Here is a 24,639-nt window from a genome sequence, read left to right as displayed (position 1 = left end):
TCGCAGCCCGCAACCGTAGTTCTAATGGCTGCCCGTCATCTTGACGATGATCGGTATGATCGCGATCATCAGCACCACCGGCAGGATGCACACTGTCACCGGTATCGACATCTTGGCCGGCAAGGCGTGCGCCTTTTCCTCGGCCAGCGACATGCGCTTGTGGCGCATTTCGTCGGAGAAGACGCGCAGCGCGCCGGACAGGCTGGTACCGAGTTCCTTCGACTGCTGCAAGAGCGTCGCGAACGAGCGCACCTCATCCAGGCTGAGGCGGTCGGCGAGTGCCTTCAGCGCGTCATCGAGGCTGCGTCCGGCCCTCAGTTCAAGTGACACCAGCTGCAAATTCTGGCTGAGCGCAGGATAGGTCTTGGCGAGTTCCTTCGAGACGCGCTCGATGCCGGCCTCCATGCTCATGCCGGCATCCGAGCAGACGATCATCAGATCCATGAAGTCGGGAAAGCCGTTGCGATACTCGCGCATCTTCTCCCGCACCTGCTGGGTCAGCACCAGACCGGGCAGGAAATAGCCGGCCACGCCCGACAGGATGACGAATGCCCACCGGCTGGTCATCGTCGCTTCGGGGCTGGCCAGCCACTGGTTGAGGACAAAGGCGCCGATCGCGGTGCCGAGCAGCGCCGAGAAGCGTATGATGAAGAACGTGCCGACGGCGCGCGGCTCCATGTACCCGGCCTGGATCAGCTTCATGCGCAACCGGGCGACATTTTCCGGATCGCTCTTGGCATAGAATTCCTGCGCCCGCTTCACTGCTTTTTCGCGCACGACATCGGCGTTCTTCTTCTGCAGCGGCTCCGGCCTCGCGGCCACGGCGCCATGGTCGACCTTGAGCCGGCGCTTCACGTCATTGCGGTCGCCCTTCGCCGCCACCATCGGCCAGGCCACCGCGCCGCTGCCCAAGGCCAAAAGCAGGATCGCCACCGGCGTCAGCGAGGTCGGCGCAAGCGAAGCGAGGAACTCGATGAAGCCCTGCATGTCAGAACCTGAAATTCGACATTTTGAACATCATCAGATTGCCCAGCATCAGCCAGGTCACCGAGCCGCCGATCAGGTACCAGGTTTTCGGCTCGTCCCAGACATCGCGGTAGAAGCCCGGCATCAGCGCCATGATACCGGCGAACAACAGCGCCGGTATCGCCGTCAGGATGTAGGCCGACATGCGGCCTTCGGTGGAGATGGCGCGCACCTTGCGGCGCAGCTTGCCGCGCTCGCGGATCGTCAACGCCAGCCCGTCGAGGATCTCGCGCAGATTGCCGCCCGAACTGGACTGGATGGAGACGGCAGTAATGAACAACGGCAGATCCTCGTGACCGACCCTGTCGAACAGCGAATTCAACGCCGAGACCAGATCGGAACCATAGGTCACCTCATCGGCGATGACGCCGAACTCGGTGCCGATCGGATCGGGCATTTCGCGCGACACCATGGCGATGGCCACCGGCACGGGGTGACCGGCCTTGAGGCCGCGCGTGATCAGTTCGAGCGCCTCGGGCAGCTGCATGCCGAAGCGCTTGAGCCGGCGCTTGCGCATGGAACGCATCACCATGACCGGCACCAGCGGCAGCAGCACGACGAACAGCAGAAGCCCCATAAGCAGCGGCAAGCCATACCAGATGGCGACCAGGGTCATGGCCATCGCCACGCCCGAGGTGATCATCAGGAATTTCGACAGCGGCATGATCATGCCCGATTGCGTGCGCAGCGCGCGGAACCGGTCCGGCGAGAACAGCGAGGTGCCGGCGTCGAGGCCGCGCTCCTTGCGCAGCTGGATCAGCACCTGCTCCTGGCTGATCTTGTTTTCCTGCAGCTTCATGCGCCGGTTGATGGCGGTGCGCTTGTCGCTGCGGCCGGCATAGAGGAGATAACAGGCCTCGGCGATCATGATGCCGGTGAGCGCTGCCCCCGCATAGACGACATAGATCGCGCTCAGCCCGTCGAACACCTGGCTTACTCCTGCGGCCGGCCGGGTTCGAAATAGCGTCCGGGAAAGTCGATGCCCATGGCGCGCAGATCCTCCAGGAAGCGCGGCCGGATGCCCGTCGCCTCGTAATAGCCGAGAATGCCGCCATCGGCATCCATGCCGGTGCGCACGAAGCGGAAGATCTCCTGCATCTGGATGACGTCGCCTTCCATGCCGGTTACCTCTGCGACGCTCGTCACCTTGCGCTTGCCGTCGGAAAGCCGGGTCAGCTGGACGATGATGTCGATGGCGCTGGCGATCTGGCTGCGGATCGACTGCACAGTCATCGGCATCCCGGTCATGCCCAGCATCTGTTCGAGGCGCGAAATGGCGTCGCGCGGCGTGTTGGCGTGGATGGTCGCCATCGACCCTTCATGGCCGGTGTTCATCGCCTGCAGCATGTCGAAGGCCTCCTCGCCGCGGCACTCGCCGAGGATGACGCGGTCGGGACGCATGCGCAGCGCGTTCTTGACGAGGTCGCGTTGCTTCAGTTCGCCATGCCCCTCGATGTTGGCGGGGCGCGTTTCCATGCGCGCGACATGCGGCTGCTGCAGCTGAAGTTCGGCCGCGTCCTCGATGGTGATCAGCCGCTCGTCCTCGGGAATGAAGGCCGACAGCGCGTTGAGCATCGTCGTCTTGCCGGTGCCGGTGCCGCCCGAAATGATCGTCGTCTTGCGGGCGTGCACCGCCGCCGCCAGCACTTCGGCCATGTTCTGGGTGATGGCGCCGAATTCGACCAGCTTGTGCAGACCGAGCTTGTTCTTGGAGAATTTGCGGATCGACACCAGCGGCCCGTCGACGCCGACAGGGCGGATGGCCGCGTTGAAGCGCGAGCCATCCAGCATGCGGGCATCGACCATCGGTTGCGATTCGTCGACGCGGCGGCCAACCGCGGCGACGATTTTATTAATGATTCTAAGCAGATGCGCCTCATCCTTGAACGGGATATGGACCTGCTGCAGCTTGCCCTTCTTTTCGATGAAGCAGTTCTGGTGGCCGTTGATCAGGATGTCGTTGATGTCCGGATCCTTGAGCAGCGGCTCGAGCGGGCCAAGACCGACCATCTCGTCGACGATATCGTCGACCAGCGCTTCGAGTTCGACGGTGTTGATCGCCATCCGCTCCTGGCGGGTTTTTTCCGAAACGAAATCATGCACCTGCCGGCGCATTTCCTCCTTGGGCAAACGCTCCAGCGCCACCAGGTTGATTTCTTCGAGCAGCATGCGGTGAATGCGCACGCGCGCATCGAGCACCTTGTTGGCGCTCTTTGCCGGCGCGACATCAGGCTTTGCCGGCAAAGCCTTCCGGCTCGTTGGGATGACGACCGCATGATGCGCGACCGGCGCAGAGTCTGCCGGACGCTGCGGACGCGCGTCGCGGTTCTGCAGGGTGGAAAAACGGCTGGTCATCCGGCCTTCCTCGTCAAGAAGCTTTTGCCGAGGCCGAACAGCGACTTCGATTTGGCTCCGGTCGCAACGGCCTCCTCCGGCAGGATGATCTTCTTCAGATCATTGACGACGTTGGCATTGGGATCGATCTCGTGCAGCGGCACGCCGCGATCGACCGCCTCGCGCACCAGCCGGTAGTTGTTGGCAATGCCGCCGACGAAATGCTCGCCAAGGATCTCCTGGACGTCCGCCTGCTTGATGCCGTTGTCGAACATCTTCTGCTCGAACCGGTTGACGATGACATTCGGCTTCACCTCCTTGCCGGCGGTCTCGTAGACCGCCTGGATCAGCCTTTGCGTATGGCGCAGGCACGGCACCGTCATTTCGGCCACGATATAGAGCTTGTTGGAGCCCAGCAGCACGGTCTCCGTCCAGGGAAACCAGGTGCGCGGCATGTCGATGACGACATTGTCGAAATAGGCCGAGACGAGGTCCAGCATTCGCACCACGACATCGGTCTTGAACGAGCGCATCTCCGCCGGATGCGTCGGCGCCGCCAGCACGCAAAGTCCGCTGGCATGCTTGGACAGCATCACGTCGAGCAGCTGCCGGTCGAGGCGTTCGGGCTGGTTCTCGATCTCGGTGATGTCGAAACGCGGTTCGAGGTCGAGATATTCGGCGCAGGCGCCCTGCTGGAAATTGAGGTCGACCACGCAGGTCGAGGCGCCGCGCGTCACCGAGTGATGCAGCTGGAACGCGGTCTGCAGCGCCAGTGTCGTGGTGCCGACGCCGCCGGCGGCCGGCATGAAGGTGTAGATTTGCGACTCGGTGTTTTCCTCGCGCCCCGGCCCTTGCAGGGCCCGCACAACCGAGCGCACCAGATCGGCCGTGGTGATCGGCTTGACCAGGAAGTCCGCGACCTTGAGCTGCACCAGGATGCGCACGGCGGCGGCATTGAACTCCTGGGTGACCACGACCACCGGCGCCTTGCCCTCCAGCCGACGCATGATGCGCTGCAGCGACTCGACCTCCTCCAGTCTCGCCGCGTCCATGTCGACGATGATGGCGCCGAACTCCGCCTCCTGGACCTCGCCGCGCAGTTCGGTGACATTCTTTTCCACCGTCGAGAGCTGGATGATCTCGGAGGCGGCGAATGCGGTCCGTGTGTCCTGCACGAAGGTCCTGTCCGTCGATACGAGCAGGATCTTCTTGGTCTTGATGCCGTTTGCCATTTTTGTCAGCCTGTGGGCTCGATCGCCCTTTGGGGTCAGTTGCCCGTGGTCGTCTGCGATGCCTTCGAAGCGGCGGCCTGATCCGGCGTGACCGGCACGGCGTCGCCGCGCTTGGCAGGCACGAGAAGCCTTGTGTTCTGAACGCCGTATTTCCAGGGATCGACCATCTGCATGACGGTGTTGGCGGCCTGGGCTTCGCCGGAGCCCGGCGTCACCCCTTCGCTGCGTATGTAATCATCGCTGGTGCAGCCGCCGGCCAGACCGGCAAGAAGCAAGGCGACGCTCGATCTCAAGGCCACACGCATGGCTTCAGTCCTTCGGCAGGTCGAGGAAGTGCCCGACCGTGGTGGCGGGAGCGGTCCGTGCGGCATTGCCATCGGCCAGCGCCAGCGCGCGACCGCCGTCAGACGCCTTCACTTCCTCGGTGTTGTTGAGGAAATAGTCGACATTGCTGGCCGGCTGCGTGCCATCGGTCGGTTCGGCCATCTTCTTCGACGGATCGACCGGCTTGACCAGGTAGGGCGTGACGATGATGACGAGGTCGGTCTCGCGCCGCTGGTAGGATTTCGACGAGAACAGCGCCCCGAGCACCGGCATCTTGCCGAGACCGGGAATGCGCGACGTGGTGATGTCGTTCTGCGACTGCAGCAGGCCGGCGATCATGAAGCTCTGGCCGTTCTTCAGGTCGACCGACGTCTTGGCGCGGCGCACGATGAAGCCCGGCACCGAAATGCTGCCGATATTGTAGGAGGCCGACGCGTCGATCGAAGAGACTTCCGGCGCGATGTCGAGGCTGACCAGCCCGTCCTTGAGCACGGTCGGCGTGAAGTCCAGGCTGACGCCGTATTTCTTGTAGCTGACAGAGATCTTGCCATTGTCTTCCGAGACCGGGATCGGGAATTCGCCGCCGGCGAGGAAGCTCGCTGTCTCACCGGAGCGGGCAATAAGGTTCGGTTCCGCCAGCCGTCGGGCAAGGCCGCGCTCTTCCAGCGCCTTGATGGCGATATCGATCGACACGCCGTTCGACAGCAGACGGCCGATGATTTCGCCGGTGCCGGCCGTCGGCACGGTTCCCGGATCTATGGAGACATCGCGCCCGCCGAGGCCATAGGCGAAATTGGCGCTGTATTTGGCGCCCAGGTCCTGCCCTGCCTGACGGTTGATCTCGACGAAGCGGACATTGAGCTGAACCTGCTGCGACGACGAGATGTTGACCGAATTGATAACCTCCTCATTGCCGGAAAAACGGCTGGCAATCTTGTTTGCCTTTTCGGCGGCGACCGCATCATCCGCCTCGCCCGACAGCACGACACGCCCATTGGCTGAACCGACCTTGATCTTGGCGTCCGGCACGCTGGCGCGGATGGTGCTGGCCAGTTGATCCGTATCGAGCGTCACCTCGATGTCGACGGTGCCGACGAGTTGCTTCTTCTCGTCGAACAGCGCAATGCCGGTGGTGCCGAGATTGTTGCCGAGCACGTAGAAGGATTTGTCGGTCAGCGGATTGACGTTGGCGATCTCGGGATCGCCGATGACGATCTGGTAGAAGGCGGCACTCGTCACGATCGTCTTGGGTTTGCCCTTGGCGACCTTGATCGACGCATTCTTGGTCGCCGAGACATAGACGATTTCATTGTCGGCCTTGGCCGTGCCGGGCAGAGCGAGCGTCCCGCTCGCAGCCAGCGCAACCGCCATAGCCAGCGTGCACCCGAAGCGCAACCGGCCCGTCACTCGAAATAGGGTACGCATCACCATTGCCATGTCCCGTCCGGTCCCCACCGGCCTTTACTTTTGGTCTCGCGCAGGAACCTGATATTCCTCGGCCTTCGTGCCGCGCGTCACGATGATCGTCTTGAATTTTGGCTTCTCCGGCTCCTTGGTCATCGCATCGAACAGCGAGCCTGCCGCGGCCTGAGCCTTGGCCGCCACCGATCCGCCAAAGGAAGAGATGGTGGTGACGCCGTTCTTGCCGTCACCGCCTTCGCTGGCGGAGCGCAGTGACAGCGACAGCGTACCGACGGTACGGGCGAGCGCCACTTTCTGCGCGCCTTCGGTCGTCACTTCGATGGTCACGGAATTGGTGATCTGCGGCGTCGTCTGGCGCTCGTCGGCGCCCTGGCCGACGCTCAGCACCTTGGCGTCGGCAACGACGATCTCGGAGGTGATGGTCGAGCCGGCCGCGCCTTGCGCGTTCTTGGCGACTTCCTGGATCTCGCCGGCATCGCGCGTCAGCACCACATCGACGCGGTCGCCCGGCGTGACAAAGCCGCCGACACCGGCGATCTCGTCGGTGCGGATGGTCACGGCCCGCATTCCGGGCGTCAGCATGTTGGAGAGCGTCGCGCGGCCGTTCGGCCCCGACAGCTTGGTCAGCAGCACCGGTTCGTTGACCTCGATCGGCGAGAGCACGATGCGATTGCCCTCGCCGAGCAATCCATCGATGGTGGCAAAGGCGCCTTGCGGCAAGGAATCCTCCGGCCAGGGGATTTCGATCAGCTTCGTGCGGTCGAGCTCCATGCCGTAGCGCAACGGCGCGTTCGCAACCACGATGGTCTTGAACTCGATCCTGGGCGGTGCCGGAGCGGCGATCGACGCCGTCTTCTCCTCGGCATCGGCCTTGGCCTGGCTCTTGACCCAGAAATCCGCGGCAAAGATCGAGATCGCGCCGAAAACGGCGGCGATACCGATCATCGTTATGGCCTTGCCCCTCACGCCGAAAACCCCTGGTGCCCGTCGTTTCTTGTTATGTTGGGCTCACGCTAGTCCGCTTTGTTAAAGAATCAGGAATGTCTAACGGGCGCATTCGACCTATTTCCGCCCGCTTGGTTATCGAATGGTTTTAGGATAAGACGGGTCAAATCCCCGAACGTAACAGGAACCTCCGTCGCTTGGCGCCGCAAAGCGTGGCAGTATCGACGGGTGATTCGCAGCATCGGACCCGATGGCAGGCATGGACGACAACAACGATCTCTTCGGCAATATGGACAAGCAGCCGCAGCCTGTTCGCACACCCGCGCGCCCGGCCGACCCGCTGGTGCAGGCCGCAGCCAAGCGTCCTGCGGCGACCAAGGATGGCAGCGAAGGCTATAGCGCCGCCGACATCGAGGTGCTGGAAGGCCTGGAGCCGGTGCGCCGCCGGCCAGGCATGTATATTGGCGGCACCGACGACAAGGCGATGCACCATCTGTTCGCCGAGGTCATCGACAATTCGATGGACGAGGCGGTTGCCGGCCATGCCACCTTCATCGATGTCGAACTGTCGGCCGACGGGTTTCTGACCGTTACCGACAATGGCCGCGGCATCCCGGTCGATCCGCATCCGAAATTCAAGAAGCCGGCGCTCGAAGTCATCATGACGACGCTGCATTCGGGCGGCAAATTCGACTCCAAGGTCTATGAAACCTCGGGCGGCTTGCACGGCGTCGGCGTTTCCGTGGTCAACGCGCTGTCGGACCATCTCGAGGTCGAGGTCGCGCGTGGCCGCCAGCTTTACCGCCAGCGCTTTTCGCGCGGCATTCCGGTAAGCGGCCTTGAGCAGCTCGGCGAGGTCCACAACCGGCGCGGAACGAAAATCCGCTTCCATCCCGACGAGCAGATCTTCGGCAAGGGCGCGGCCTTCGAACCGGCGCGGCTCTACCGCATGACGCGCTCGAAAGCCTACCTGTTCGGCGGCGTCGAAATCCGCTGGACCTGCGATCCCTCGCTGATCAAGGAAAAGGACCAGACGCCGGCCAAGGCGGAGTTCCATTTCCCAGGCGGCCTGAAGGATTATCTCAAGGCGTCGCTCGGCGACGACTTCCAGGTGACACGCGAAATCTTCGCGGGGAAAAGCGAAAAGCAAGGCGGCCATGGCTCGCTCGAATGGGCGGTGACCTGGTTCGGCGGCGACGGCTTCATCAATTCCTACTGCAACACCATCCCGACCGGCGAAGGCGGCACCCACGAGGCCGGCTTCCGCAACGTGCTGACGCGCGGCTTGCGCGCCTATGCCGATCTGGTCGGCAACAAGCGCGCCTCGATCGTCACCTCCGAAGACGTCATGATCTCGGCGGCCGGCATGCTGTCGGTGTTCATCCGCGAGCCCGAATTCGTCGGCCAGACCAAGGACAGGCTGGCGACGATCGAGGCAATCCGCATCGTCGAGACCGCGATCCGCGATCCGTTCGACCATTGGCTGGCCGACAATCCGCAGGAAGCCTCGAAACTGCTGGAATGGGTGATCGCGCGCGCCGACGAGCGGGTGCGCCGGCGCCAGGAAAAGGAAGTGTCGCGCAAGAGCGCGGTGCGCAAATTGCGCCTGCCGGGCAAGCTCGCCGACTGCACACAGAACGCGGCGGCCGGTGCCGAACTGTTCATCGTCGAAGGTGACTCCGCCGGCGGCTCGGCCAAGCAGGCACGCGATCGTGCCAGCCAGGCAGTACTGCCATTGCGCGGAAAAATCCTCAACGTCGCCAGCGCCGGCAACGACAAGCTGGCCGCCAACCAGCAGATATCGGATCTGATCCAGGCGCTCGGCTGCGGCACGCGCTCAAAGTACCGCGACGAGGATTTGCGCTACGACCGCGTGATCATCATGACCGACGCCGACGTCGACGGCGCCCACATCGCCTCGCTGCTGATCACCTTCTTCTACCAGGAGATGCCGGCGCTGGTGCGCGGCGGTCACCTCTATCTGGCGGTGCCGCCGCTTTACTCGATCCGGCAAGGCGGCAAGGTCGCCTACGCCCGCGACGACGCGCACAAGGACGAGCTGCTGCGCACCGAATTCACCGGGCGCGGCAAGGTCGAGCTTGGCCGCTTCAAGGGCCTGGGCGAGATGATGGCCTCGCAGCTCAAGGAGACCACCATGGATCCGAGGAAGCGCACGCTTCTGCGGGTCGATGTGAACGAAATAGATTCGGCCACCAAGGACAGGGTCGATGAGTTGATGGGCACCAAGCCGGAAGCCCGCTTCCGCTTCATCCAGGAACGTGCCGAATTCGCCGAGACGGAAGTGCTGGATATCTAGCCGCAGGCCAGTTTAGCTTGCGCTTCCGATATGGAGACCGGCATGTGACCTGGGCGCGGCTGAAAGCCTATTTCGACACGAGCCTGGCCGGTCTGACGCAGCCGACGCGCTCCGACTGGATTTTCGCCCTGCGCACCGTTTCGGCTGGCCTGATCGCGCTGCTCGCCGCCTACGCCCTCAAGCTCGACCACCCGCAATGGGCGATGATGACGGTGTTCATCGTCGCCCAGCCGGTCGCCGGCATGGTGCTGGCGAAAGGCTTCTACCGCTTGCTCGGCACGCTGGCCGGCGGGTTGGCGGCGATCGCCATAACCACTGTCTTCGGCACCAATCCATGGGTACTGGTGACGGTGCTCGCCGTCTGGATCGGCATCTGCACCTTCGTTTCCTCGCTGCTGCGCAATCCCGAAGCCTATGGTGCGGCACTTGCCGGCTACACGGCGATGATCATCGGCCTGCCTGCCTTTGGACAGCCGCATCTGGTCGTCGATCTCGCTGTCGCGCGTTGCGCGGAAATCGTGCTCGGCATCGTCTGCGCGGGCGTGACCAGCCGGCTGATCCTGCCGAAACTGGCCAGCGATGCCATCATTTCGCGGCTGAAACGCTGCATTCTCGATCTCGCCACCTATGCCGCCGGCGCTTTCTCGGGCGGTGATACGGCGACACTTTCCGCACTGCATCGCAAACTCGTCGCGGACACCCAGACACTCGGCGAAATGCGCGCCTATGCCAGGCTGGAAGCGCCAAGCTTCGCGCCGCGTGCCCACCCGGTGCGGCGCACCATCGGACAATTGCTCTCGGCCCTGTCGGCGGCACGCGCGCTGCATTCGCACGCCGCGCCGAAGAACGCCGCCCTTGTCCCGGTGCGTTCGGAATTGCAGGCGCTTGTCAGCGAATTGGCGGCAAAGCCAGGCGCACTGGACGATACGGCCCCATGGGTGGAACAGCTCGACGCGATCTCGGCCAAGGCCCGGCAAACACCCGATGCCTCGACCGACCAGGGCGACGACAGGGTCGGCACCATTACCCGCCTCACCATCGCCGCAGATTTCGCCGAGGCGCTCAAGCAGGTGCTGCGCGGGCTCGACGCCTTGCGCGCGCCGGCCACACGCACGGGCCGCGCCGGCAGGCAGCCTGCGCTGGTGGTGCACCGCGACTACCCCGGCGCGCTGCGCAATGCCGTTCGCGCCGCCCTTGCCACGCTGCTGGTCGCGGCCTTCTGGCTGACGACGAAATGGTCCGAGGCGGCGGGCACGGTCATTCTCGTTGCCGTCGTATCCAGCCTTTTCGCCGCTCGCCCCGATCCGGTGCAGGTTTCCTGGGGCTTCTTCAAGGGGACGCTGCTGGCCTTGCCCTTTGCCTTCCTCGTCGGCCAGATCGCCTTGCCTACCCTGCCCGGCTTCGGCTGGTTCGTCCTGTTTGTCGTGCCGATCCTGGTGCCGACGGCGCTGGGCATGGCCAATCCGCGCTATGTCGGCGTCGCCACGGCCTTCGCCATCAACTTCCTCGCTTTCCTCAGCCCGCATCAGGCGATGACCTACGATCCCGGCCCGTTCTTCGCCGGCTCGGCGTCGGTGCTGGTTGGTATTCTGCTGGCCATCGGCGTCTTCATTGTCGTGCTGCCCGCCGATCCGTGGCTTGCGGCGAACCGGATCGTGCGGGCCATGCGCGAGGATCTGGCACGGCTTTGCCTGCACGAGCGCGTGCCGAGGCGTTCGGCCTTCGAGAGCCTCGCCTATGACCGCATCAACCAGCTGATGCCGCTGGTGCAGAATTCCGGCAGGAAGGGCGAGGCGGTGCTGGGCGGCAGCGTCGCCGCCGTGACGGTCGGCCTGGAAATCCTGCGGCTGCGCGGTTCAAGCCAAAACCACGCCATCCCGCCCGAAACCACAGGTTCGATCGCCAACTTCCTCAGAGGACTGGCGCGCGAACTGCTGTTCCGTGCCCCCGGCGATCCGCAGACAGCCACCATCGCCATCGCCCGGCAGTATGCGGCGAGCATTGCTCAGCGGAATGCCCCTGGCGACATGCTGCAGATCGCAGCATCCCTGCGCATCATTGCCGCCGCGATGGAGGATTTTCCGGACTTTTTCGCGCGGGATAAAGCCTAGGCCGCCGCGATCGCCAGTGCGTGACCCCGCGCGTTCTCGCGCAGTGCGTCGAGATGGATCGACTTGACCAGGGCGGCGAGATCGCCTTCCGCGGCTTGCCCGCCCAGCTCCTTGAGCATCAGCCAGCTGACTTCCTGCACGCCCGCGACACGCTTGCCGTTGGCGACCTCGCGCCAGATTTTCAGCGCGCGCAGGATGATCGCATGCGTGGGAACAGCCAGGCCGGCGCCGCGGAACAATGCCTGCAAGGCCACGTCGTGGCCGCCGGCCAGCAACGCCCTCACCCGCGGCTCGGATTGCTGGCCGAGTGCCACCAGCGTGGAGCCGAAGAAATCCACCTTGCCATGCGCAATGGTGCGGATGAGGAAGCTCGCGGTCAGATCGCCGCGCAGCCTGAGATGCTCGATCAGTGCCGCATGTTCTTCCTGGCGCGTACCCTCGATCAGCGTCACCGAGGCCTTCACGCAGGCGTCCCGCAGGACGCGATCGGCCCGCGCAGCGCCCATCAATGCCATGACCAGCGGCGATGTCTTCAACGTCTCGCCGAGCTTGATCAGCAGCATGTGCCGGCAGTCGGCAGGCAGCCTGCTATCCGATATCAGCGCCTCGCGCACCTGCGGCAGATGCCCATGGCGTTCGGCCATGCGGCGGAAGCTGAGCGAAGCGATATCGGCGCCGCTGTTGGCGAGCAGCACCGCGCAGGCTTCCGCCTCGCCGATCTCGGCGATCGCCGCCGAAAGCGCCATCGAGACGACAGGACGGTCGGCGATCAGCTTCTGCGTCGCCTTCTGGCTTGCCGCCACGCGGTTGATCAGATCGGCGTCGGTGAGCAGCGGCGAGCGCGCCAGCACCACACCGGCGACCTCAGGCTGATCGGACGCCAGCGCGCTGATGATCTGCAGCGGCGCGTGATGGCTCATGGAGAGCGCTTCGGCCATTGCCAGCCGCACTTTCGACGAGGCATCGTCGAGCAGCAGCGTCAGCGCCGCTTCGGCCGCGCAGCGGTCCTCGAACGGCAATTCGGAATTGACATAGGCCCGGGCCAGCGCATTGGCCGCGGCGGCGCGCTCGGACACTCTTGCCGTGTAGATCCATTTCAGGAAATGCGAAACAACAACCATGCCCGTCTGCTTACGCCCCTTGCCGGAGGGTTTCCGGCCCCGCTGGAGACGGTAGGCAGAAATGGTTTACGAACGGTTCACCATGTTCATTAACTGGCTTGCGAGCGCCGGATGCAGCGCCTATCAACCGTCAATCAGCGCAGGAGACTGAAAATGCCCGGCCTATATCTCGAGGAGTTTGTCGTCGGCCATGTCTTCCAGCACACGCTGCGCAAGACCGTCACCGAGAGCGACAACATGCTGTTTTCGGTGATGACGCTGAACCCGCAGCCGCTGCATATCGACTTCGATTTCGCCGCCAGGAGCGAATGGGGCAAGCCGCTGGTCAATTCGCTTTTCACGCTAGGCCTGATGATCGGCATTTCGGTCAACGACATCACGGTCGGCACGACCGTCGCCAATCTCGGCATGAAGGAAACCACCTTCCCTCATCCGGTCTTCCATGGCGACACCATCCGCGTCGAGACCACGGTGATCTCGGTGCGGGAATCCAAGTCGAAGCCCGATCGTGGCATCGTCGAATTCGAGCACCGCGCCTACAACCAGAATGGCAACCTCGTCGCCAAATGCATCAGGCAGGCGATGATGCTGAAAAAGGCCGCCTGATGCGCTCGCTGCTGTTCGTTCCCGGCGATTCCGAGCGCAAGCTGGAAAAGGGTTTTGGCGCCGGCGCCGACGTGGTGATCGTCGACCTCGAGGATTCCGTGGCGCCGCAGAACAAGGCGAATGCACGCGCGGTCGCGGCAGGCTTTATCGTCGAACGCAGGGGGCAAACCGGCTCGGCGATCTACATCAGGGTCAACGACCTCTCGACCGGGCTGACGGATGACGACCTTGCCGCGCTCATTCCGGCGAAGCCGGACGGCATCATGTTGCCGAAGTCGAACAGCGGCCAGGATGTGCAGCAGCTCTCGGCAAAACTCAGGGTGCGCGAGGCCGAGAACGGCCTGCCCGACGGCTCGATCAAAATCCTGCCGATCATCACCGAAACGCCGGCGGGTGTGCTCGCCGCCGCGACCTATGCCGGCGCAAGCGCGCGGCTCGCCGGCCTCACCTGGGGCGCGGAAGACCTGTCGGCTGCAATCGGCGCGCGCGCGGCCCGCGACGAGCACGGCCGCTACACCGACCTGTTCCGCCATGCTCGCCTGACGACCATCCTGGCGGCCGCAGCCGCGGAGGTCGCGGCGATCGACACCGTGTTCCCGAATTTTCGTGACATGGCCGCCTTCGCGGCGGAATGCGCGGAAGCCGAGCGGGACGGCTTCACCGGCAAGATGGCGATCCACCCCGATCAGGTGCCTGTCATCAACGCCGCCTTCACGCCCTCGGCCGAGGCGGTGAAACAGTCGGCGGCGATTGTCGCGGCGTTCGAGGCGGCGGGGAATCCCGGCGTCGTCGGCATAGACGGCAAGATGTTCGACCGCCCGCATCTGCGGCTGGCCGAACGGCTGCTGGCGCGCGCGAAGGCGGCCGGGATTTAGTTTTAGACAGCAGGACACGCCTTGAGGGTCAATTCTCGGGAAGCGGCAACGGTGTGTCACTCAAGGTCCGCAGGTAAGCGATGAGGTCTGCTCGCTGATTCTCGTCTTGCAGACCGGGGAAAATCATATCTGTTCCGGGCAAAGTGAATGCGGGGTTTGAGATAAAAAAATTGAGTTCCTCGAAGGTCCAATCGCCACCAGCCTCCTTTAGACTGGTTGAATATTCGACATCGTTTTGCGAAGCCTTCCGCCGCCCAACGATGCCCCACAGATTGGCCTTTTTGGAAACCTTCACCCCCGGCGCTGCGAGATGACACACCCCGCACGTCCTGCCGAAAATCTCTTTGCCTGATTCAGCGTCTGCCGATGCAAGTCGTGCCGAAATCGGCGCCAGGGCCGGTCGTCCGGCGCCATGACTGCGCAAGTAGGCCACGATGTCCTCGTGACCACTGAGCTTGGCCAAATGTATGGGCGGATTTCCATTTGATGTCAGTGCATTGACCTCTGCTCCAGCATCCACAAGATGGATGACGCACTGAAGGCAGCCGTTCTCGGCAGCCACGTGCAGCGGGGTCTGCGATTTCGCCAACTGATTTGGATTGGCCTCATTGTCGAGCAGCAGCTTCACGATGTCGGCGTGCCCGGCCTTGTTGGCGGCGTAGAGCGGTGTTCTTTGCCAACTGACGGGCAGGTTAACGTCCGCTCCACGTTTGATCAGAAGTTTCGCCAACTCGACGTTTCCGCCTTCGCAGGCGATATAGAGCGCCGTAACACCGTCAATTTCGTTGATGGCGGCGCCGTTGTCCAAGGCGGAAGTCACCCCTGCGACGTCGCCATTCCTAACAAGATCACCCAAATTGCTCGCCTGGGCGGGAAGCGTAAAAAGCCAAAGGACCCACGAAGCCCTCATCACCCACATGCGTCTCCGCTTGATCATTTTATCCTCGGAAAGCGTGCAGGCGTACATTGCGCCACCTGCTCCAAGCACAAAAAGAATATTAGCAGACGCTAATTAAAAGACCAAGGAGTGCGCGACAGATCACTCTTCGTCTGTCGGCTTGAATTCGCCGATAACGGCGATGGAAACGAAGAAGGCCAGCCAGGCGGCGATCGCACCTGCCCGGCTTGGCGTGGGCCATTCGTCACTTGCCCGGATGTTCGATCGCGCCGGCCAGTTCGCCGAAGCGTCTGGCGCTCCTCTGGCGCTCAGTCCCGCGCCAGCACGATGATCCGGTCCTCCGGCTGATAGGCCAGCGCCTCCGACCTCAGCGGGTTGACGGTGACGCCACCCAGCGCCCGCTGGTCGGCATCTCCAGCGCGGATGCGCCGGTACCCTATGGCGATCTCGCCGCGCAACCGTGCCGATTCCGCGATCGTCCAGAAGGTCAATGGCTGGTCGATGGCGACATAGTCGGCGACCGGACGCATGTAGATTTCGGAGCCCTGCTCGTCGAGCAGATCATCGAAGATCGCGGCGAGATACTGGTTCTCGGACGCCTGCGCCAGCATCAGACTGACCAGCCGGTTGCTGACGACGAAATCATCGGCCTTGGTCACCGCCGCAAGCTCGCGGTTGCGCACATCGATCATCTCGCTGACGATGGAGATGTGCAGGCCGGCATCATCGGCGATCTTGCGCAGATGCAGCAGCGTCACCAGCGTGCGCGTGTCGGCTGGCTGCGCCGCCATGGTTTCGCTATAGCCCAGGACAAGCACGTGATCGTAGGAAGGCACGTCCAGGCTCGCCAGCGCCGTGCTGCTCGACGTGTCGGTGATGCGGCAGGAAACCGCCAGATTGTCGCCGGCGACCGGCAGTCCGGCAACTTCCTGCTCGAGGCCTGGCGTATCGGCGGCGATGGTCAGGATCGAACCCGGCGCGACGTAGCGCGACAGTTCGTAGGTGATGATCGGGCCGCGCCGGTTCCAGCCGAGGATCAGCGTGCGCTCCGGCTTCGTCTCTATGGATCGAGGACCGCGGATCGCCGCCGCGTCGATCTTGATACCGGTGCTTCCGAGCCTGATCGCGGCATCGTCCTCGGCGATGATGATGGCGCGCATATCCTTGCCGATCACCGTATCCGACGGCGGGTTGAGATAGACGCGCCCGTTCTGGTCGCAAAGCCCGATCAGCGCACAATGCTCATAGGCCATCACCGCCTCGCCGAAGGTCTTGCCGGATATCTCCGGCTGAGCGGTCGTGTAGATCTCGCAGCCGTCGAAATCGAGCAGCTCCGAATAGACGCCGCTGAGGCCCGATTGCCGGCTCGAATGCACGACGATGCGTGAGATCAGCTGGTCGGCCAGCACGAGCTGCACCTCGGCGCCGCCGACGACGCGGGCGACCTCGGCATTCTTGCCGTCGCGGATCTCGGCCGCGATGTTGTAGGGGTCGGTGCGCCGGCTCGGATCATTGACCAGCGCCAGCACCGTCTTGATGACCTGAGAATCCGGATCGTCGCCTTCCGGCGACAGCACGATGACCGACCGCGAGGTCTGCGGATTGACGATGGCCAGATCATAGAGATCGGTCGGATCGCCGCTGCGGCAGATGATGCGCGTATTGCCCAGTCTGCCGACCTTGGCCGCGATCTCGTCCTCCATCGCCACCTTGTCCATATTGGCCATGACGACGATGCGCGGACGGCGGCGGCTGGCATTGGCAATGACGAGTTCGGAGATCACGTCGAAGATCGAAGGCGACCAGTTGAGGATGATGGTATGGTCGCTCTCCAGCACCCGAGAACGGCCCTTGCGCAATTCATCGAGCTTGCCGTCGACGCCGGCGCTGAGCACGCCGATGAGGGCCGACACGACGAAGATGCCGGCCAGCGTGACGACCAGCATAACGAGCCGGAAGGCCCAGCCGGTGTCGCCGCCCATCGTGCCCGAATCGAGCGTGCGCATCAGCGATTCCCAGAACGCTTCGAAGAAGCCCAGCGGCTCGCCGCCCTCCGGCGCGATGCGGGTCACGGCAAGGAAAGCCGCGGCGGCGATGATGATCAGCAGGGAAACCACGGCAAGCCAGCCGATCAGCGCAATCGGACCGGCAGCCATGCTCTTGTCGAAGCCGTAGCGCAGCCGGGTTCCCAGCGAATCTCGTTTCTTCATGCCGCCGGTGCCCCCGCACTATCCCCAAGGCCGATGCGCCAACCCAAGGCATCGCCGCAATCGCTCTCTTAGCGTGTGTTCAGAGGAAGGGGAATCGCTTTCGCGTGGTCACGGCTAAGGAATCCGCCGCGATGGCGAAACCTGGCCTGGTACGGCCGCTACCAGACCATCGGAATCAGGCGGTAGCGGACCCGGGTCGCGTAGTCGTCATAGCCGCGTAGGCCGGTGCGTAGGGTATTTTCCTCGATGAAGGTGCGGATGGCCAGAAGAGCGATGAATCCGAGCACCAATACCAGCCCCCACCAGGAGCCAAGCAGGAGGGCCGTGCCGGCGAAGAAAAGGATGGCGCCGGCATACATCGGGTGGCGGACATAGCTGTAGGGCCCCGTGGTGATCACGCGCTGTCCGCGTTCGTCCTGGATCTTCACCACGGGTGCCGCGAAACTGTTCTCCAGCATGGTCAGGTAGCAGATCCAGATTCCGACTATCATGACCAGCGCGCCGACCACCTGCGCCCAGACGGGAACCGGCGACCAGCCGAAACGGAAGTCGAACCCCATGAAGATTTGCCAGCCGAAGATGCCGATGAGAAGTGTGGAGAGCAGGACCTTATCGGCCCCGGTCTGGTTCTTCTGAATCGGAGACCGCAGCCGCTCATTCATCAGGCCGGGATCGCGCTGCGCCAGCGTCATGCCAAGGGTGAAACTGAGCCCGACCATCACCACCAGATAGACCCAGGCCCCCGGCCAGGCGAAGGTGCCCGCCGACAGAAAGAACAAGGCGCCCATGACGCCGAACCAGATGAATGTCTGAAGCACCAATTTCGCGATCATGATCGACCTTCCGCGCTATACCCCTCGCCCGCATTGGCCGGAATAGACCAATAGTCTATCATACCGACCAGTGGTCTATCTTTCAAGCGGCGTATCTGATATCCGTGCTGGACGGGAACGGCCATCGCGTGCAGAAGATTTCGTCATGCCCCGTGTCATCAAGCATCCCGAGATCAGGCGAGAAGACATCCTGGACCATGCCCAGGCGCTGTTCCTGACGCAGGGCTATGACAGAGCGAGCCTCAATGACGTGATTGCCTCGGCCGGCATCTCGAAGGGCGCCTTCTATCACTACTTCGCCTCCAAGGAGGCTCTTCTGGAGGCCTTGGCCGACCGTTTCGCGCGGCAGGCGCTGGCTGGGGTCCAGGGTGTCGTCGACGATCCCGGCCTCGACCCGCTTGGCCGCCTGAATGGGCTGCTCAGCCAGTCGCGGCAGGCCAAGATCGAGACAGCGGCGGAGGCCTGGGCTCTTTTCGAAACCATGTTTCGGCCGGAGAATCTGGTGCTGTTCCACCGCATCAACCTGGCGGCCAACGCGTCGTTTTCGCCCCTGCTGGTCAGGATCATCCGGCAGGGTGTCGAAGACGGTACCTTCAGGACCTTCGATCCGGAGGGTGTCGCCGACATCGTCATGCAATTTGGAATGGCTACCCATGATGTCGTCGCCAAGGCGATCGCTGGCGGCAGCGATGCCGACATGGAGGTCGCGATCGAAGTTCTGGAGAAACGCGTCAAGCTCTACGAGATCGCTCTCGACCGCATCCTCGGCCTTCCCGACGGCAGCATTCGGATCGGCGAGCCCGGCTATATCAGAGCCGTCATGACAGCCCGGCGGAAAGCCGACAAGGCGCGGTGATCAGCCATGTCTGGGACCTACTCCTTGCCCCAGCGTGGCCGGCGCATCGAAAAGACCTCGTCGACGCTGGCGTAGTCCATGTAGCCGAGACGGGCCACATTGCCGGCCTTGGTGATGTCGAACAGGCCGTCTTTCAGGAAAGCGTCGTCAATATGCACGCCGACCACCTCGCCGGCGACGACGACGGCGCTGGTCGACGTTCCGTCCAGTGCCTTCGGGTGAAAGACTTCAGTGACCCGGCATTCGAGTGCCGCCGGCGCCGCCGCCACGCGCGGCGGTCTGACGAGACGCGAAGGCGCCATGGCGAGATCGGCATAGACGAACTCGTTGACGCCGCGCGGCGCGTTGACGGACGTATAATTCATCTTCTCCGCAAGATCGCGGCCGACCAGATTGGCGACAAACTCACCGGTCTCCTGGGCAAAGGAAGCGCTGTCCTTCTCGCCCTCCGAGGAGAACCAGACGATGAAGGGCCGGGTCGAAAGGGCGTTGAAGAAGGAGTATGGCGCCAGATTGATCTCGCCTGCCCCGTTCAGCGTCGATATCCAGCCGATCGGCCGCGGCGCCACAATCGCCTTCGACGGATCGTGCGGCAGCCCGTGCCCCTTGGATGGCTCGTAGAACATTCAGCCAGCCCAGGGTCCTGAGTAATCTGCGTAGAGCTTTGCCGGATCGGGCCGTGGCCGCTCCGGCGCCGGGCCGGCATAGGAGCCGATATGGACGAAACCGACGACGCGCTCCTGCGGCGCCAGTCCGAGGATCGCCCTGCCCTCCGGCACGTCGGAATACCAGTTGCTGATCATGTTGGTGCCGTAGCCCAGCGCATTGGCTGCAATCATCAGGTTCATCGCCGCCATGCCGCCGGACAGGAACATCTCCCATTGCGGGATCTTGGGGTTCTCCTTCGGCACCGACACCACACCGATCACCAGCGGTGCGCGCGAAAAGCGCGCCAGTTCCTGGTTGCGGCGGCCTTCGGGCAGCGGTCCTTCCCGCTGTTCGGCAAGCGCCGCCAGCTTTTTGCCGATCTCGATGCGGGCATCGCTGCGATAAAGGATGAAGCGCCAGGGTTCCAGCCGGCCATGGTCAGGCACGCGCGTGGCGGCGGCGATCATCGTTGCGATATCGGCATCGCTCGGAGCCGGCTCCTTGAGGTCCGGAATCGGCGCTGAATTTCGGGTCAGCAGGAAGTCGATGATCGGCGACGCCATGGGCGCAAGTCTCCTGAAACACTCTGTTTTGAGCTGAAGCGCACCATCGGGAATTCGGGCGGCTCGGGCAAAGGCGCGCAAGCGCCGGGCTGAAGAGTCCTTGGATCGGACTCTTAAGCCTTGAAATTGCCACCGCCATGGGCTTCAACGCAAGGCATGTTTGAGGGGCGACTGCGTCTTTTCCTGGTTTGGCTCTGCGCCGCGCTTTTCCTGCTGCCGGTCTCCATGGCTGCCGCGCAGGAAAAGGACGGCGTGGGCGACCTGAAACTCCCCGGAATTTCGAGCTATGCGACGCCCAAGAGCGAAGCCCCGCTGGCGCTTGGCGGCGGTGGCGCCATCACCTTGTCGGCCCAGCTGACCGACAAGGGCACCGACATCACCCGTGGCCTCGTCTGGCGTGTCTTCAAGCCCGAACCCGTCAACGGCAAATTGCCGATGGTCGCCTCCGCGCATGGCGGCAGCGCCGTCTTCCAACTCGAGCCCGGCAGCTATCTGGTCCATGCCTCCTATGGCCGCGCCGGCGCCACCAAGCGCATCACTGTGGGCAAGGAAGCCAAGCGCGAAAGCCTTGTGCTCGATGCCGGCGGCCTGAAGCTCGACGCGGTCCTGTCCGGCGGCGTGCGCATTCCGCCGAAAAAACTGCGCTTCTCGATCTACGAGGGCACCGCCGAGGCCAATGGCGACCGCGCGCTGATCATTCCCGATGTCGAGCCCAACAGCGTCGTGCGGCTCAATGCCGGCATCTACCATGTCGTCTCGACCTACGGCGCGGTCAACGCGGTCATCCGCTCCGACATTCGCGTCGAGGCCGGCAAGCTGACCGAGGCCACCGTCGAGCATCACGCCGCCGAGATCACGATGAAGCTGGTGCGCGAAGCCGGCGGCGAAGCCATCGCCGACACGTCCTGGTCGCTGCTCAACGAATCCGGCGATCCGATCAAGGAGACCGTCGGCGCCTTCGCCTCGATGGTGCTCGCAGAAGGCGACTACACCATCATCGCCAAGAACCGCGACCGCATCTACCAGAAGGATTTCACGGTCGTGGCCGGCCAGAACCAGGAGATTGAGGTTCTCGCCACCGAAGCCGCGGCGATGGATCCTGAGGAAGGCGCCGATTAGCCTTTAGGCCGCCAGCTTTGTTCGCGCCGGCAGGAACGGAATCCGGCGGCGCGGCGCCTGCGGCGCCAGGTCGAACACACCACGGTAAAGCCGGTCGAGCAACGCCTTACGGTCGCGCAGCGGCTCCAGTTCGCTCCAGCTCAGCACATCGCCGACGCGCACGTCGATCGCCTTGCCAGACAGCCGCGCGAATTCGTGGATGAGCATCGAAAGGCGCAGCGTCAGCGAGGCCTTGCCTACGAATTTGGCCACGCGGCCATCACGCTCGGCCATGTTCATCGGTCCGCTGACCAGATGGAACAGCCTGCCGTTCTGTCCGGAAAAATGCATCGGAATGACGGATGCCTTGGCATCCTGGACCAGGCGTGCCGGAAACATCTTCCAGGGCAGGTCGCGCGCCCGGCCGAAACCTTTCGGCGCGGTGGCGACGCCACCGGCGGGAAACACCACGATGGTGACGCCCTCCTTCAACAGCCGCACCGCCTCGTGGCGCACGGCCATGTTGTTCTTCAGCGCTTCCTTGGTCTCGGAAAAGTCGATCGGCAGCGAATAGGGTTCCATCTCGCGGATCTTGAGGAGATCCTTGTGGATCATCACCCGGAACGGCCGCCCCAATTGCTCCACCAGCGATAGCACGGCAATGCCGTCGCCGATGCCGAACGGATGGTTGGCCACGATCACCAGCGGTGTGTCCGGCAATGGCGAAGGCGGCCATTGGTCGGCGGTTCGTATGCGCACGTCGATCAGGTCGAGCATGCGGCTGAACACGCGCTCGCCCGACGGCACCACCTGGCGGCGCCAGAAATCGTAGAGCGCCGCATAGCGATCGCGTCCCGACAGGCCTTCAATCGAATGGATGACCCAGCGCGTCAGCGCCGGCTGTCGCGGATTGGCATAGGAAAGCTCGGGAAACGGTTTTTCGCGCGTCTTCAGCTTGAGCATGCGGGCTCGTTACAAGGTTGGCGTGACAGGGATATGAAAATGGCGGTGGATCGCTCCACCGCCATTCCTGGGGACCATGCGGATCAGGCAGCGCGTTTGCGCCTGCGGTCCGGCGTGACGGCCTCTTCGGTCAGTTGCGCGATCGCTTCGGCAAGGCCAAGCGATTCCTGGTCGCGCGAGCCGAGCCGGCGGATGTTGACCGTCTGTTCCTCCGCCTCGCGCTTGCCGCAGACGAGGATGACCGGCACCTTGGCCAGCGAGTGTTCGCGAACCTTGTAGTTGATCTTCTCATTGCGCAGATCGGCTTCCGCCAGCAGACCGGCGGCTTTCAGCTTTGCCACCACCTCGGTCGCGTAACCGTCCGCCTCGGAGGTAATCGTCGCCACCACCACCTGCAGCGGCGCGAACCACAGCGGGAAATGGCCGGAATAGTTCTCGATCAGGATGCCGAGGAAACGCTCCATCGAACCGCAGATGGCGCGATGCACCATGACCGGCTGCTTCTTCTCCGAATCCGAGCCGATGTAAAAGGCGCCGAAGCGCTCCGGCAAGTTGAAATCGACCTGCGTGGTGCCGCATTGCCATTCGCGCCCGATGGCATCCTTCAGCACATATTCGAACTTCGGCCCGTAGAAGGCGCCCTCGCCCGGATTGATCGAGGTCTTGATCCGGTTGCCGGACCTTGTCCTGATCGTCTCCAGCACATTGCCCATGATCGCCTCGGCATGATCCCAGGCCTCATCGGTGCCGACCCGCTTGTCCGGCCGCGTCGACAGCTTCACGCTGACCTCTTCAAAACCGAAATCGGCATAGGTCGACAGGATCAGATCGTTGATGCGCAGGCATTCCGCCGCCAACTGCTCTTCGGTGCAAAAGATGTGCGCATCATCCTGCGTGAAGCCGCGCACGCGCATCAGCCCGTGCAGCGCGCCCGACGGTTCGTAGCGATGCACATTGCCGAATTCCGCAAGTTTTACGGGCAGATCGCGGTAAGACTTCAACCCATGCTTGAAAATCTGGACATGGCCCGGGCAGTTCATCGGCTTCAGCGCGAAGACGCGGTCGTCATCGGTATCGTCGCCGGCGACCGTCACCTTGAACATGGCGTCGCGATACCAGCCCCAATGGCCTGACGTTTCCCACAGGCTCTTGTCGAGCACCTGCGGGGCGTTGACCTCCTGGTAGCCTTGCTCGTCGAGGCGGCGGCGCATGTAGTTGACCAGATTCTGGAACATCTTCCAGCCCTTGGCGTGCCAAAAGACGACGCCAGGCCCCTCTTCCTGGAAATGGAAGAGGTCCATCTCGCGGCCAAGCTTGCGGTGGTCTCGCTTCTCGGCCTCTTCCAGCATCGTCTGGTAGGCATCGAGCTGCGCCTGGTCGGCCCAGGCGGTGCCGTAGATGCGCGTCAGCATCGGGTTGTTCGAATCGCCGCGCCAATAGGCGCCGGCCACCTTCATCAGCTTGAAGGCGTTGCCGATCTGGCCGGTCGAGGCCATGTGCGGGCCACGGCAGAGATCGAACCAGTCGCCCTGGGCGTAGATCTTGAGATCCTGATCCTCGGGGATGGCGTCGATCAGCTCAAGCTTGTAGCGCTCGCCCTTGTCGGCGAACACCTTTTTCGCCTTCTCACGCGACCAGACTTCCTTGGTAAACGGCTTGTTGCGCGCGATGATCTCGCGCATCTTCTTCTCGATCACCGGGAAATCGTCAGGCGTGAACGGCTCGTTGCGGGCGAAGTCGTAATAGAACCCGTTCTCGATCACCGGCCCGATGGTCACCTGCGTCCCCGGCCATATCTCCTGCACGGCTTCCGCCAGCACGTGTGCTGCGTCGTGGCGGATAAGCTCAAGCGCACGCGCGTCGTCGCGGGTGATGATCTCGACCTTGCCGGACTTGCCGAGCGGGTCGGAGAGGTCGCGCACGGTGCCGTCGATAGCGTAGGCCACGGCCTTCTTGGCCAGCGACTTCGAGATCGATTCGGCAAGGCCGGCGCCGGTCATCGCCGCGTCGTATTCGCGGACGGAGCCGTCGGGAAATGTCAGGGAAACGGAATTCAGCATAAGGTTCTCCTATCCAGTCCCGCAAACGAGCGCGGGTGGTCGTGGGGCCGGATGCGCCAATCACAGGGACAAACGGCAGCGGGCGGGTTTTAGAGGCAGTGCCGCGTCAGGTAAAGAGTGCTGATTGGCTTGGCCGTCAGGAAATGTCGCCAAAGATGTCGCAGGCAGCTATCAAGCCTTGCGAATATCGCCGCAAT

General features: G+C 63.4%; 21 protein-coding genes. 6 read left to right on the top strand and 15 right to left on the bottom strand.

Annotation, left to right across the window (positions count from 1 at the left end):
• Window positions 1–21: 21 nt before the first annotated feature.
• From JG746_RS18840 to cpaB, 7 genes are read right to left on the bottom strand one after another with little or no spacing between them, the layout of a single operon-like run.
• The gene (locus JG746_RS18840; protein ID WP_202354172.1) at window positions 22–987 is read right to left on the bottom strand and encodes a type II secretion system F family protein; all 966 of its coding nucleotides are present in this window, start codon (window positions 985–987) and stop codon (window positions 22–24) included.
• 1 nt (window position 988) lies between these two features.
• Window positions 989–1,954: a type II secretion system F family protein gene (locus JG746_RS18835; protein WP_202354171.1), complete on the bottom strand. Its 966-nt coding sequence runs from the start codon at window positions 1,952–1,954 to the stop codon at window positions 989–991.
• Between the two features lie 5 nt (window positions 1,955–1,959).
• A complete protein-coding gene (locus tag JG746_RS18830) occupies window positions 1,960–3,381 on the bottom strand; it encodes a CpaF family protein (protein WP_202354170.1) in 1,422 nt (473 codons plus the stop codon).
• The gene (locus JG746_RS18825) at window positions 3,378–4,592 is read right to left on the bottom strand and encodes an AAA family ATPase (protein WP_202354169.1); all 1,215 of its coding nucleotides are present in this window, start codon (window positions 4,590–4,592) and stop codon (window positions 3,378–3,380) included. Before JG746_RS18825 ends, JG746_RS18830 begins: the two co-directional genes overlap by 4 nt.
• Before the next feature lie 35 nt (window positions 4,593–4,627).
• On the bottom strand, window positions 4,628–4,897 hold the full coding sequence (locus JG746_RS18820) for a hypothetical protein (protein ID WP_202354168.1): 270 nt from the start codon (window positions 4,895–4,897) through the stop codon (window positions 4,628–4,630).
• A gap of 4 nt (window positions 4,898–4,901) precedes the next feature.
• Window positions 4,902–6,341, bottom strand: coding sequence for a type II and III secretion system protein family protein (locus tag JG746_RS18815; protein WP_446721038.1), 1,440 nt, complete (start codon window positions 6,339–6,341; stop codon window positions 4,902–4,904).
• Window positions 6,342–6,377: 36 nt separating this feature from the next.
• A complete protein-coding gene (cpaB, locus tag JG746_RS18810) occupies window positions 6,378–7,283 on the bottom strand; it encodes a Flp pilus assembly protein CpaB (RefSeq protein ID WP_202354166.1) in 906 nt (301 codons plus the stop codon).
• Window positions 7,284–7,542: 259 nt separating this feature from the next.
• Here cpaB and parE point away from each other — a divergent pair, with 259 nt between their 5' ends.
• Both parE and JG746_RS18800 read left to right on the top strand, forming a co-directional pair.
• Window positions 7,543–9,600: a DNA topoisomerase IV subunit B gene (gene parE, locus JG746_RS18805; RefSeq protein ID WP_010909743.1), complete on the top strand. Its 2,058-nt coding sequence runs from the start codon at window positions 7,543–7,545 to the stop codon at window positions 9,598–9,600.
• 44 nt (window positions 9,601–9,644) lie between these two features.
• Window positions 9,645–11,711, top strand: a complete 2,067-nt coding sequence (locus tag JG746_RS18800; protein ID WP_202354165.1) for an FUSC family protein — start codon at window positions 9,645–9,647, stop codon at window positions 11,709–11,711.
• Here JG746_RS18800 and JG746_RS18795 read toward each other — a convergent pair.
• A complete protein-coding gene (locus JG746_RS18795; RefSeq protein ID WP_202354164.1) occupies window positions 11,708–12,832 on the bottom strand; it encodes a DUF2336 domain-containing protein in 1,125 nt (374 codons plus the stop codon). The two genes, JG746_RS18800 and JG746_RS18795, sit on opposite strands and share 4 nt — an antisense overlap.
• A 111-nt stretch (window positions 12,833–12,943) precedes the next feature.
• On the opposite strand from JG746_RS18795, the gene JG746_RS18790 reads away from it, so the two are divergent.
• Together JG746_RS18790 and JG746_RS18785 are read left to right on the top strand one after the other, a co-directional pair.
• Window positions 12,944–13,438 carry a MaoC family dehydratase gene (locus tag JG746_RS18790; RefSeq protein ID WP_446721037.1) on the top strand — a complete coding sequence of 165 codons (495 nt, stop codon included), beginning with the start codon at window positions 12,944–12,946 and terminating at the stop codon, window positions 13,436–13,438.
• Complete coding sequence (locus JG746_RS18785) at window positions 13,438–14,313, top strand: HpcH/HpaI aldolase/citrate lyase family protein (protein WP_202354162.1); 876 nt, start codon at window positions 13,438–13,440, stop codon at window positions 14,311–14,313. The genes JG746_RS18790 and JG746_RS18785 overlap by 1 nt, the downstream gene beginning before the upstream one ends.
• A gap of 28 nt (window positions 14,314–14,341) precedes the next feature.
• On the opposite strand, the gene JG746_RS18780 is transcribed toward JG746_RS18785, so the two are convergent.
• From JG746_RS18780 to JG746_RS18770, 3 genes are all read right to left on the bottom strand, one after another.
• Window positions 14,342–15,280, bottom strand: a complete 939-nt coding sequence (locus JG746_RS18780; RefSeq protein ID WP_202354161.1) for an ankyrin repeat domain-containing protein — start codon at window positions 15,278–15,280, stop codon at window positions 14,342–14,344.
• Between the two features lie 239 nt (window positions 15,281–15,519).
• Window positions 15,520–17,421, bottom strand: coding sequence for a CASTOR/POLLUX-related putative ion channel (locus JG746_RS18775; protein WP_202354160.1), 1,902 nt, complete (start codon window positions 17,419–17,421; stop codon window positions 15,520–15,522).
• Between the two features lie 158 nt (window positions 17,422–17,579).
• Window positions 17,580–18,254 carry a methyltransferase family protein gene (locus tag JG746_RS18770; protein ID WP_202354159.1) on the bottom strand — a complete coding sequence of 225 codons (675 nt, stop codon included), beginning with the start codon at window positions 18,252–18,254 and terminating at the stop codon, window positions 17,580–17,582.
• A 145-nt stretch (window positions 18,255–18,399) separates the two neighbouring features.
• Between JG746_RS18770 and JG746_RS18765 the strand changes: the two genes are divergently transcribed.
• Entirely contained in the window at window positions 18,400–19,110 is a 711-nt protein-coding gene (locus JG746_RS18765) for a TetR/AcrR family transcriptional regulator (RefSeq protein ID WP_202354158.1), read from the top strand.
• A gap of 17 nt (window positions 19,111–19,127) precedes the next feature.
• Here JG746_RS18765 and JG746_RS18760 read toward each other — a convergent pair whose 3' ends face one another.
• Complete coding sequence (locus JG746_RS18760) at window positions 19,128–19,736, bottom strand: flavin reductase family protein (protein WP_202354157.1); 609 nt, start codon at window positions 19,734–19,736, stop codon at window positions 19,128–19,130.
• The gene (locus JG746_RS18755) at window positions 19,737–20,321 is read right to left on the bottom strand and encodes a nitroreductase family protein (protein ID WP_202354156.1); all 585 of its coding nucleotides are present in this window, start codon (window positions 20,319–20,321) and stop codon (window positions 19,737–19,739) included.
• A gap of 156 nt (window positions 20,322–20,477) precedes the next feature.
• Between JG746_RS18755 and JG746_RS18750 the strand changes: the two genes are divergently transcribed.
• Window positions 20,478–21,440, top strand: coding sequence for a hypothetical protein (locus JG746_RS18750; RefSeq protein WP_202354155.1), 963 nt, complete (start codon window positions 20,478–20,480; stop codon window positions 21,438–21,440).
• A gap of 3 nt (window positions 21,441–21,443) precedes the next feature.
• On the opposite strand, the gene JG746_RS18745 is transcribed toward JG746_RS18750, so the two are convergent.
• Complete coding sequence (locus JG746_RS18745) at window positions 21,444–22,382, bottom strand: lysophospholipid acyltransferase family protein (RefSeq protein ID WP_202354154.1); 939 nt, start codon at window positions 22,380–22,382, stop codon at window positions 21,444–21,446.
• An 83-nt stretch (window positions 22,383–22,465) separates the two neighbouring features.
• Complete coding sequence (gene thrS / locus JG746_RS18740; protein ID WP_202354153.1) at window positions 22,466–24,442, bottom strand: threonine--tRNA ligase; 1,977 nt, start codon at window positions 24,440–24,442, stop codon at window positions 22,466–22,468.
• Window positions 24,443–24,639 lie beyond the last annotated feature (197 nt).

This window comes from Mesorhizobium sp. 113-3-3 (genome assembly GCF_016756495.1).
In the GTDB taxonomy this organism is placed as follows: Bacteria; Pseudomonadota; Alphaproteobacteria; order Rhizobiales; family Rhizobiaceae; genus Mesorhizobium.
The sequence above is the reverse complement of the archived record's forward strand: the minus strand, read 5'-3'. Positions and strand labels throughout refer to the sequence as shown.

Excerpts from the sequence above, each read along its gene's own strand:
- JG746_RS18750 (WP_202354155.1), top strand. The coding sequence starts at position 20,478 with ATGTTTGAGGGGCGACTGCGTCTTTTCCTGGTTTGGCTCTGCGCCGCG.
- JG746_RS18760 (WP_202354157.1), bottom strand. The coding sequence starts at position 19,736 with ATGTTCTACGAGCCATCCAAGGGGCACGGGCTGCCGCACGATCCGTCG.
- JG746_RS18785 (WP_202354162.1), top strand. The coding sequence starts at position 13,438 with ATGCGCTCGCTGCTGTTCGTTCCCGGCGATTCCGAGCGCAAGCTGGAA.
- JG746_RS18775 (WP_202354160.1), bottom strand. The coding sequence starts at position 17,421 with ATGAAGAAACGAGATTCGCTGGGAACCCGGCTGCGCTACGGCTTCGAC.
- parE (WP_010909743.1), top strand. The coding sequence starts at position 7,543 with ATGGACGACAACAACGATCTCTTCGGCAATATGGACAAGCAGCCGCAG.
- JG746_RS18795 (WP_202354164.1), bottom strand. The coding sequence starts at position 12,832 with ATGGTTGTTGTTTCGCATTTCCTGAAATGGATCTACACGGCAAGAGTG.
- JG746_RS18765 (WP_202354158.1), top strand. The coding sequence starts at position 18,400 with ATGCCCCGTGTCATCAAGCATCCCGAGATCAGGCGAGAAGACATCCTG.
- JG746_RS18815 (WP_446721038.1), bottom strand. The coding sequence starts at position 6,341 with ATGCGTACCCTATTTCGAGTGACGGGCCGGTTGCGCTTCGGGTGCACG.
- JG746_RS18830 (WP_202354170.1), bottom strand. The coding sequence starts at position 3,381 with ATGACCAGCCGTTTTTCCACCCTGCAGAACCGCGACGCGCGTCCGCAG.
- JG746_RS18790 (WP_446721037.1), top strand. The coding sequence starts at position 12,944 with ATGCAGCGCCTATCAACCGTCAATCAGCGCAGGAGACTGAAAATGCCC.
- JG746_RS18770 (WP_202354159.1), bottom strand. The coding sequence starts at position 18,254 with ATGATCGCGAAATTGGTGCTTCAGACATTCATCTGGTTCGGCGTCATG.
- JG746_RS18745 (WP_202354154.1), bottom strand. The coding sequence starts at position 22,382 with ATGCTCAAGCTGAAGACGCGCGAAAAACCGTTTCCCGAGCTTTCCTAT.
- JG746_RS18755 (WP_202354156.1), bottom strand. The coding sequence starts at position 20,321 with ATGGCGTCGCCGATCATCGACTTCCTGCTGACCCGAAATTCAGCGCCG.
- cpaB (WP_202354166.1), bottom strand. The coding sequence starts at position 7,283 with ATGATCGGTATCGCCGCCGTTTTCGGCGCGATCTCGATCTTTGCCGCG.
- thrS (WP_202354153.1), bottom strand. The coding sequence starts at position 24,442 with ATGCTGAATTCCGTTTCCCTGACATTTCCCGACGGCTCCGTCCGCGAA.
- JG746_RS18780 (WP_202354161.1), bottom strand. The coding sequence starts at position 15,280 with ATGTACGCCTGCACGCTTTCCGAGGATAAAATGATCAAGCGGAGACGC.
- JG746_RS18825 (WP_202354169.1), bottom strand. The coding sequence starts at position 4,592 with ATGGCAAACGGCATCAAGACCAAGAAGATCCTGCTCGTATCGACGGAC.
- JG746_RS18820 (WP_202354168.1), bottom strand. The coding sequence starts at position 4,897 with ATGCGTGTGGCCTTGAGATCGAGCGTCGCCTTGCTTCTTGCCGGTCTG.
- JG746_RS18840 (WP_202354172.1), bottom strand. The coding sequence starts at position 987 with ATGCAGGGCTTCATCGAGTTCCTCGCTTCGCTTGCGCCGACCTCGCTG.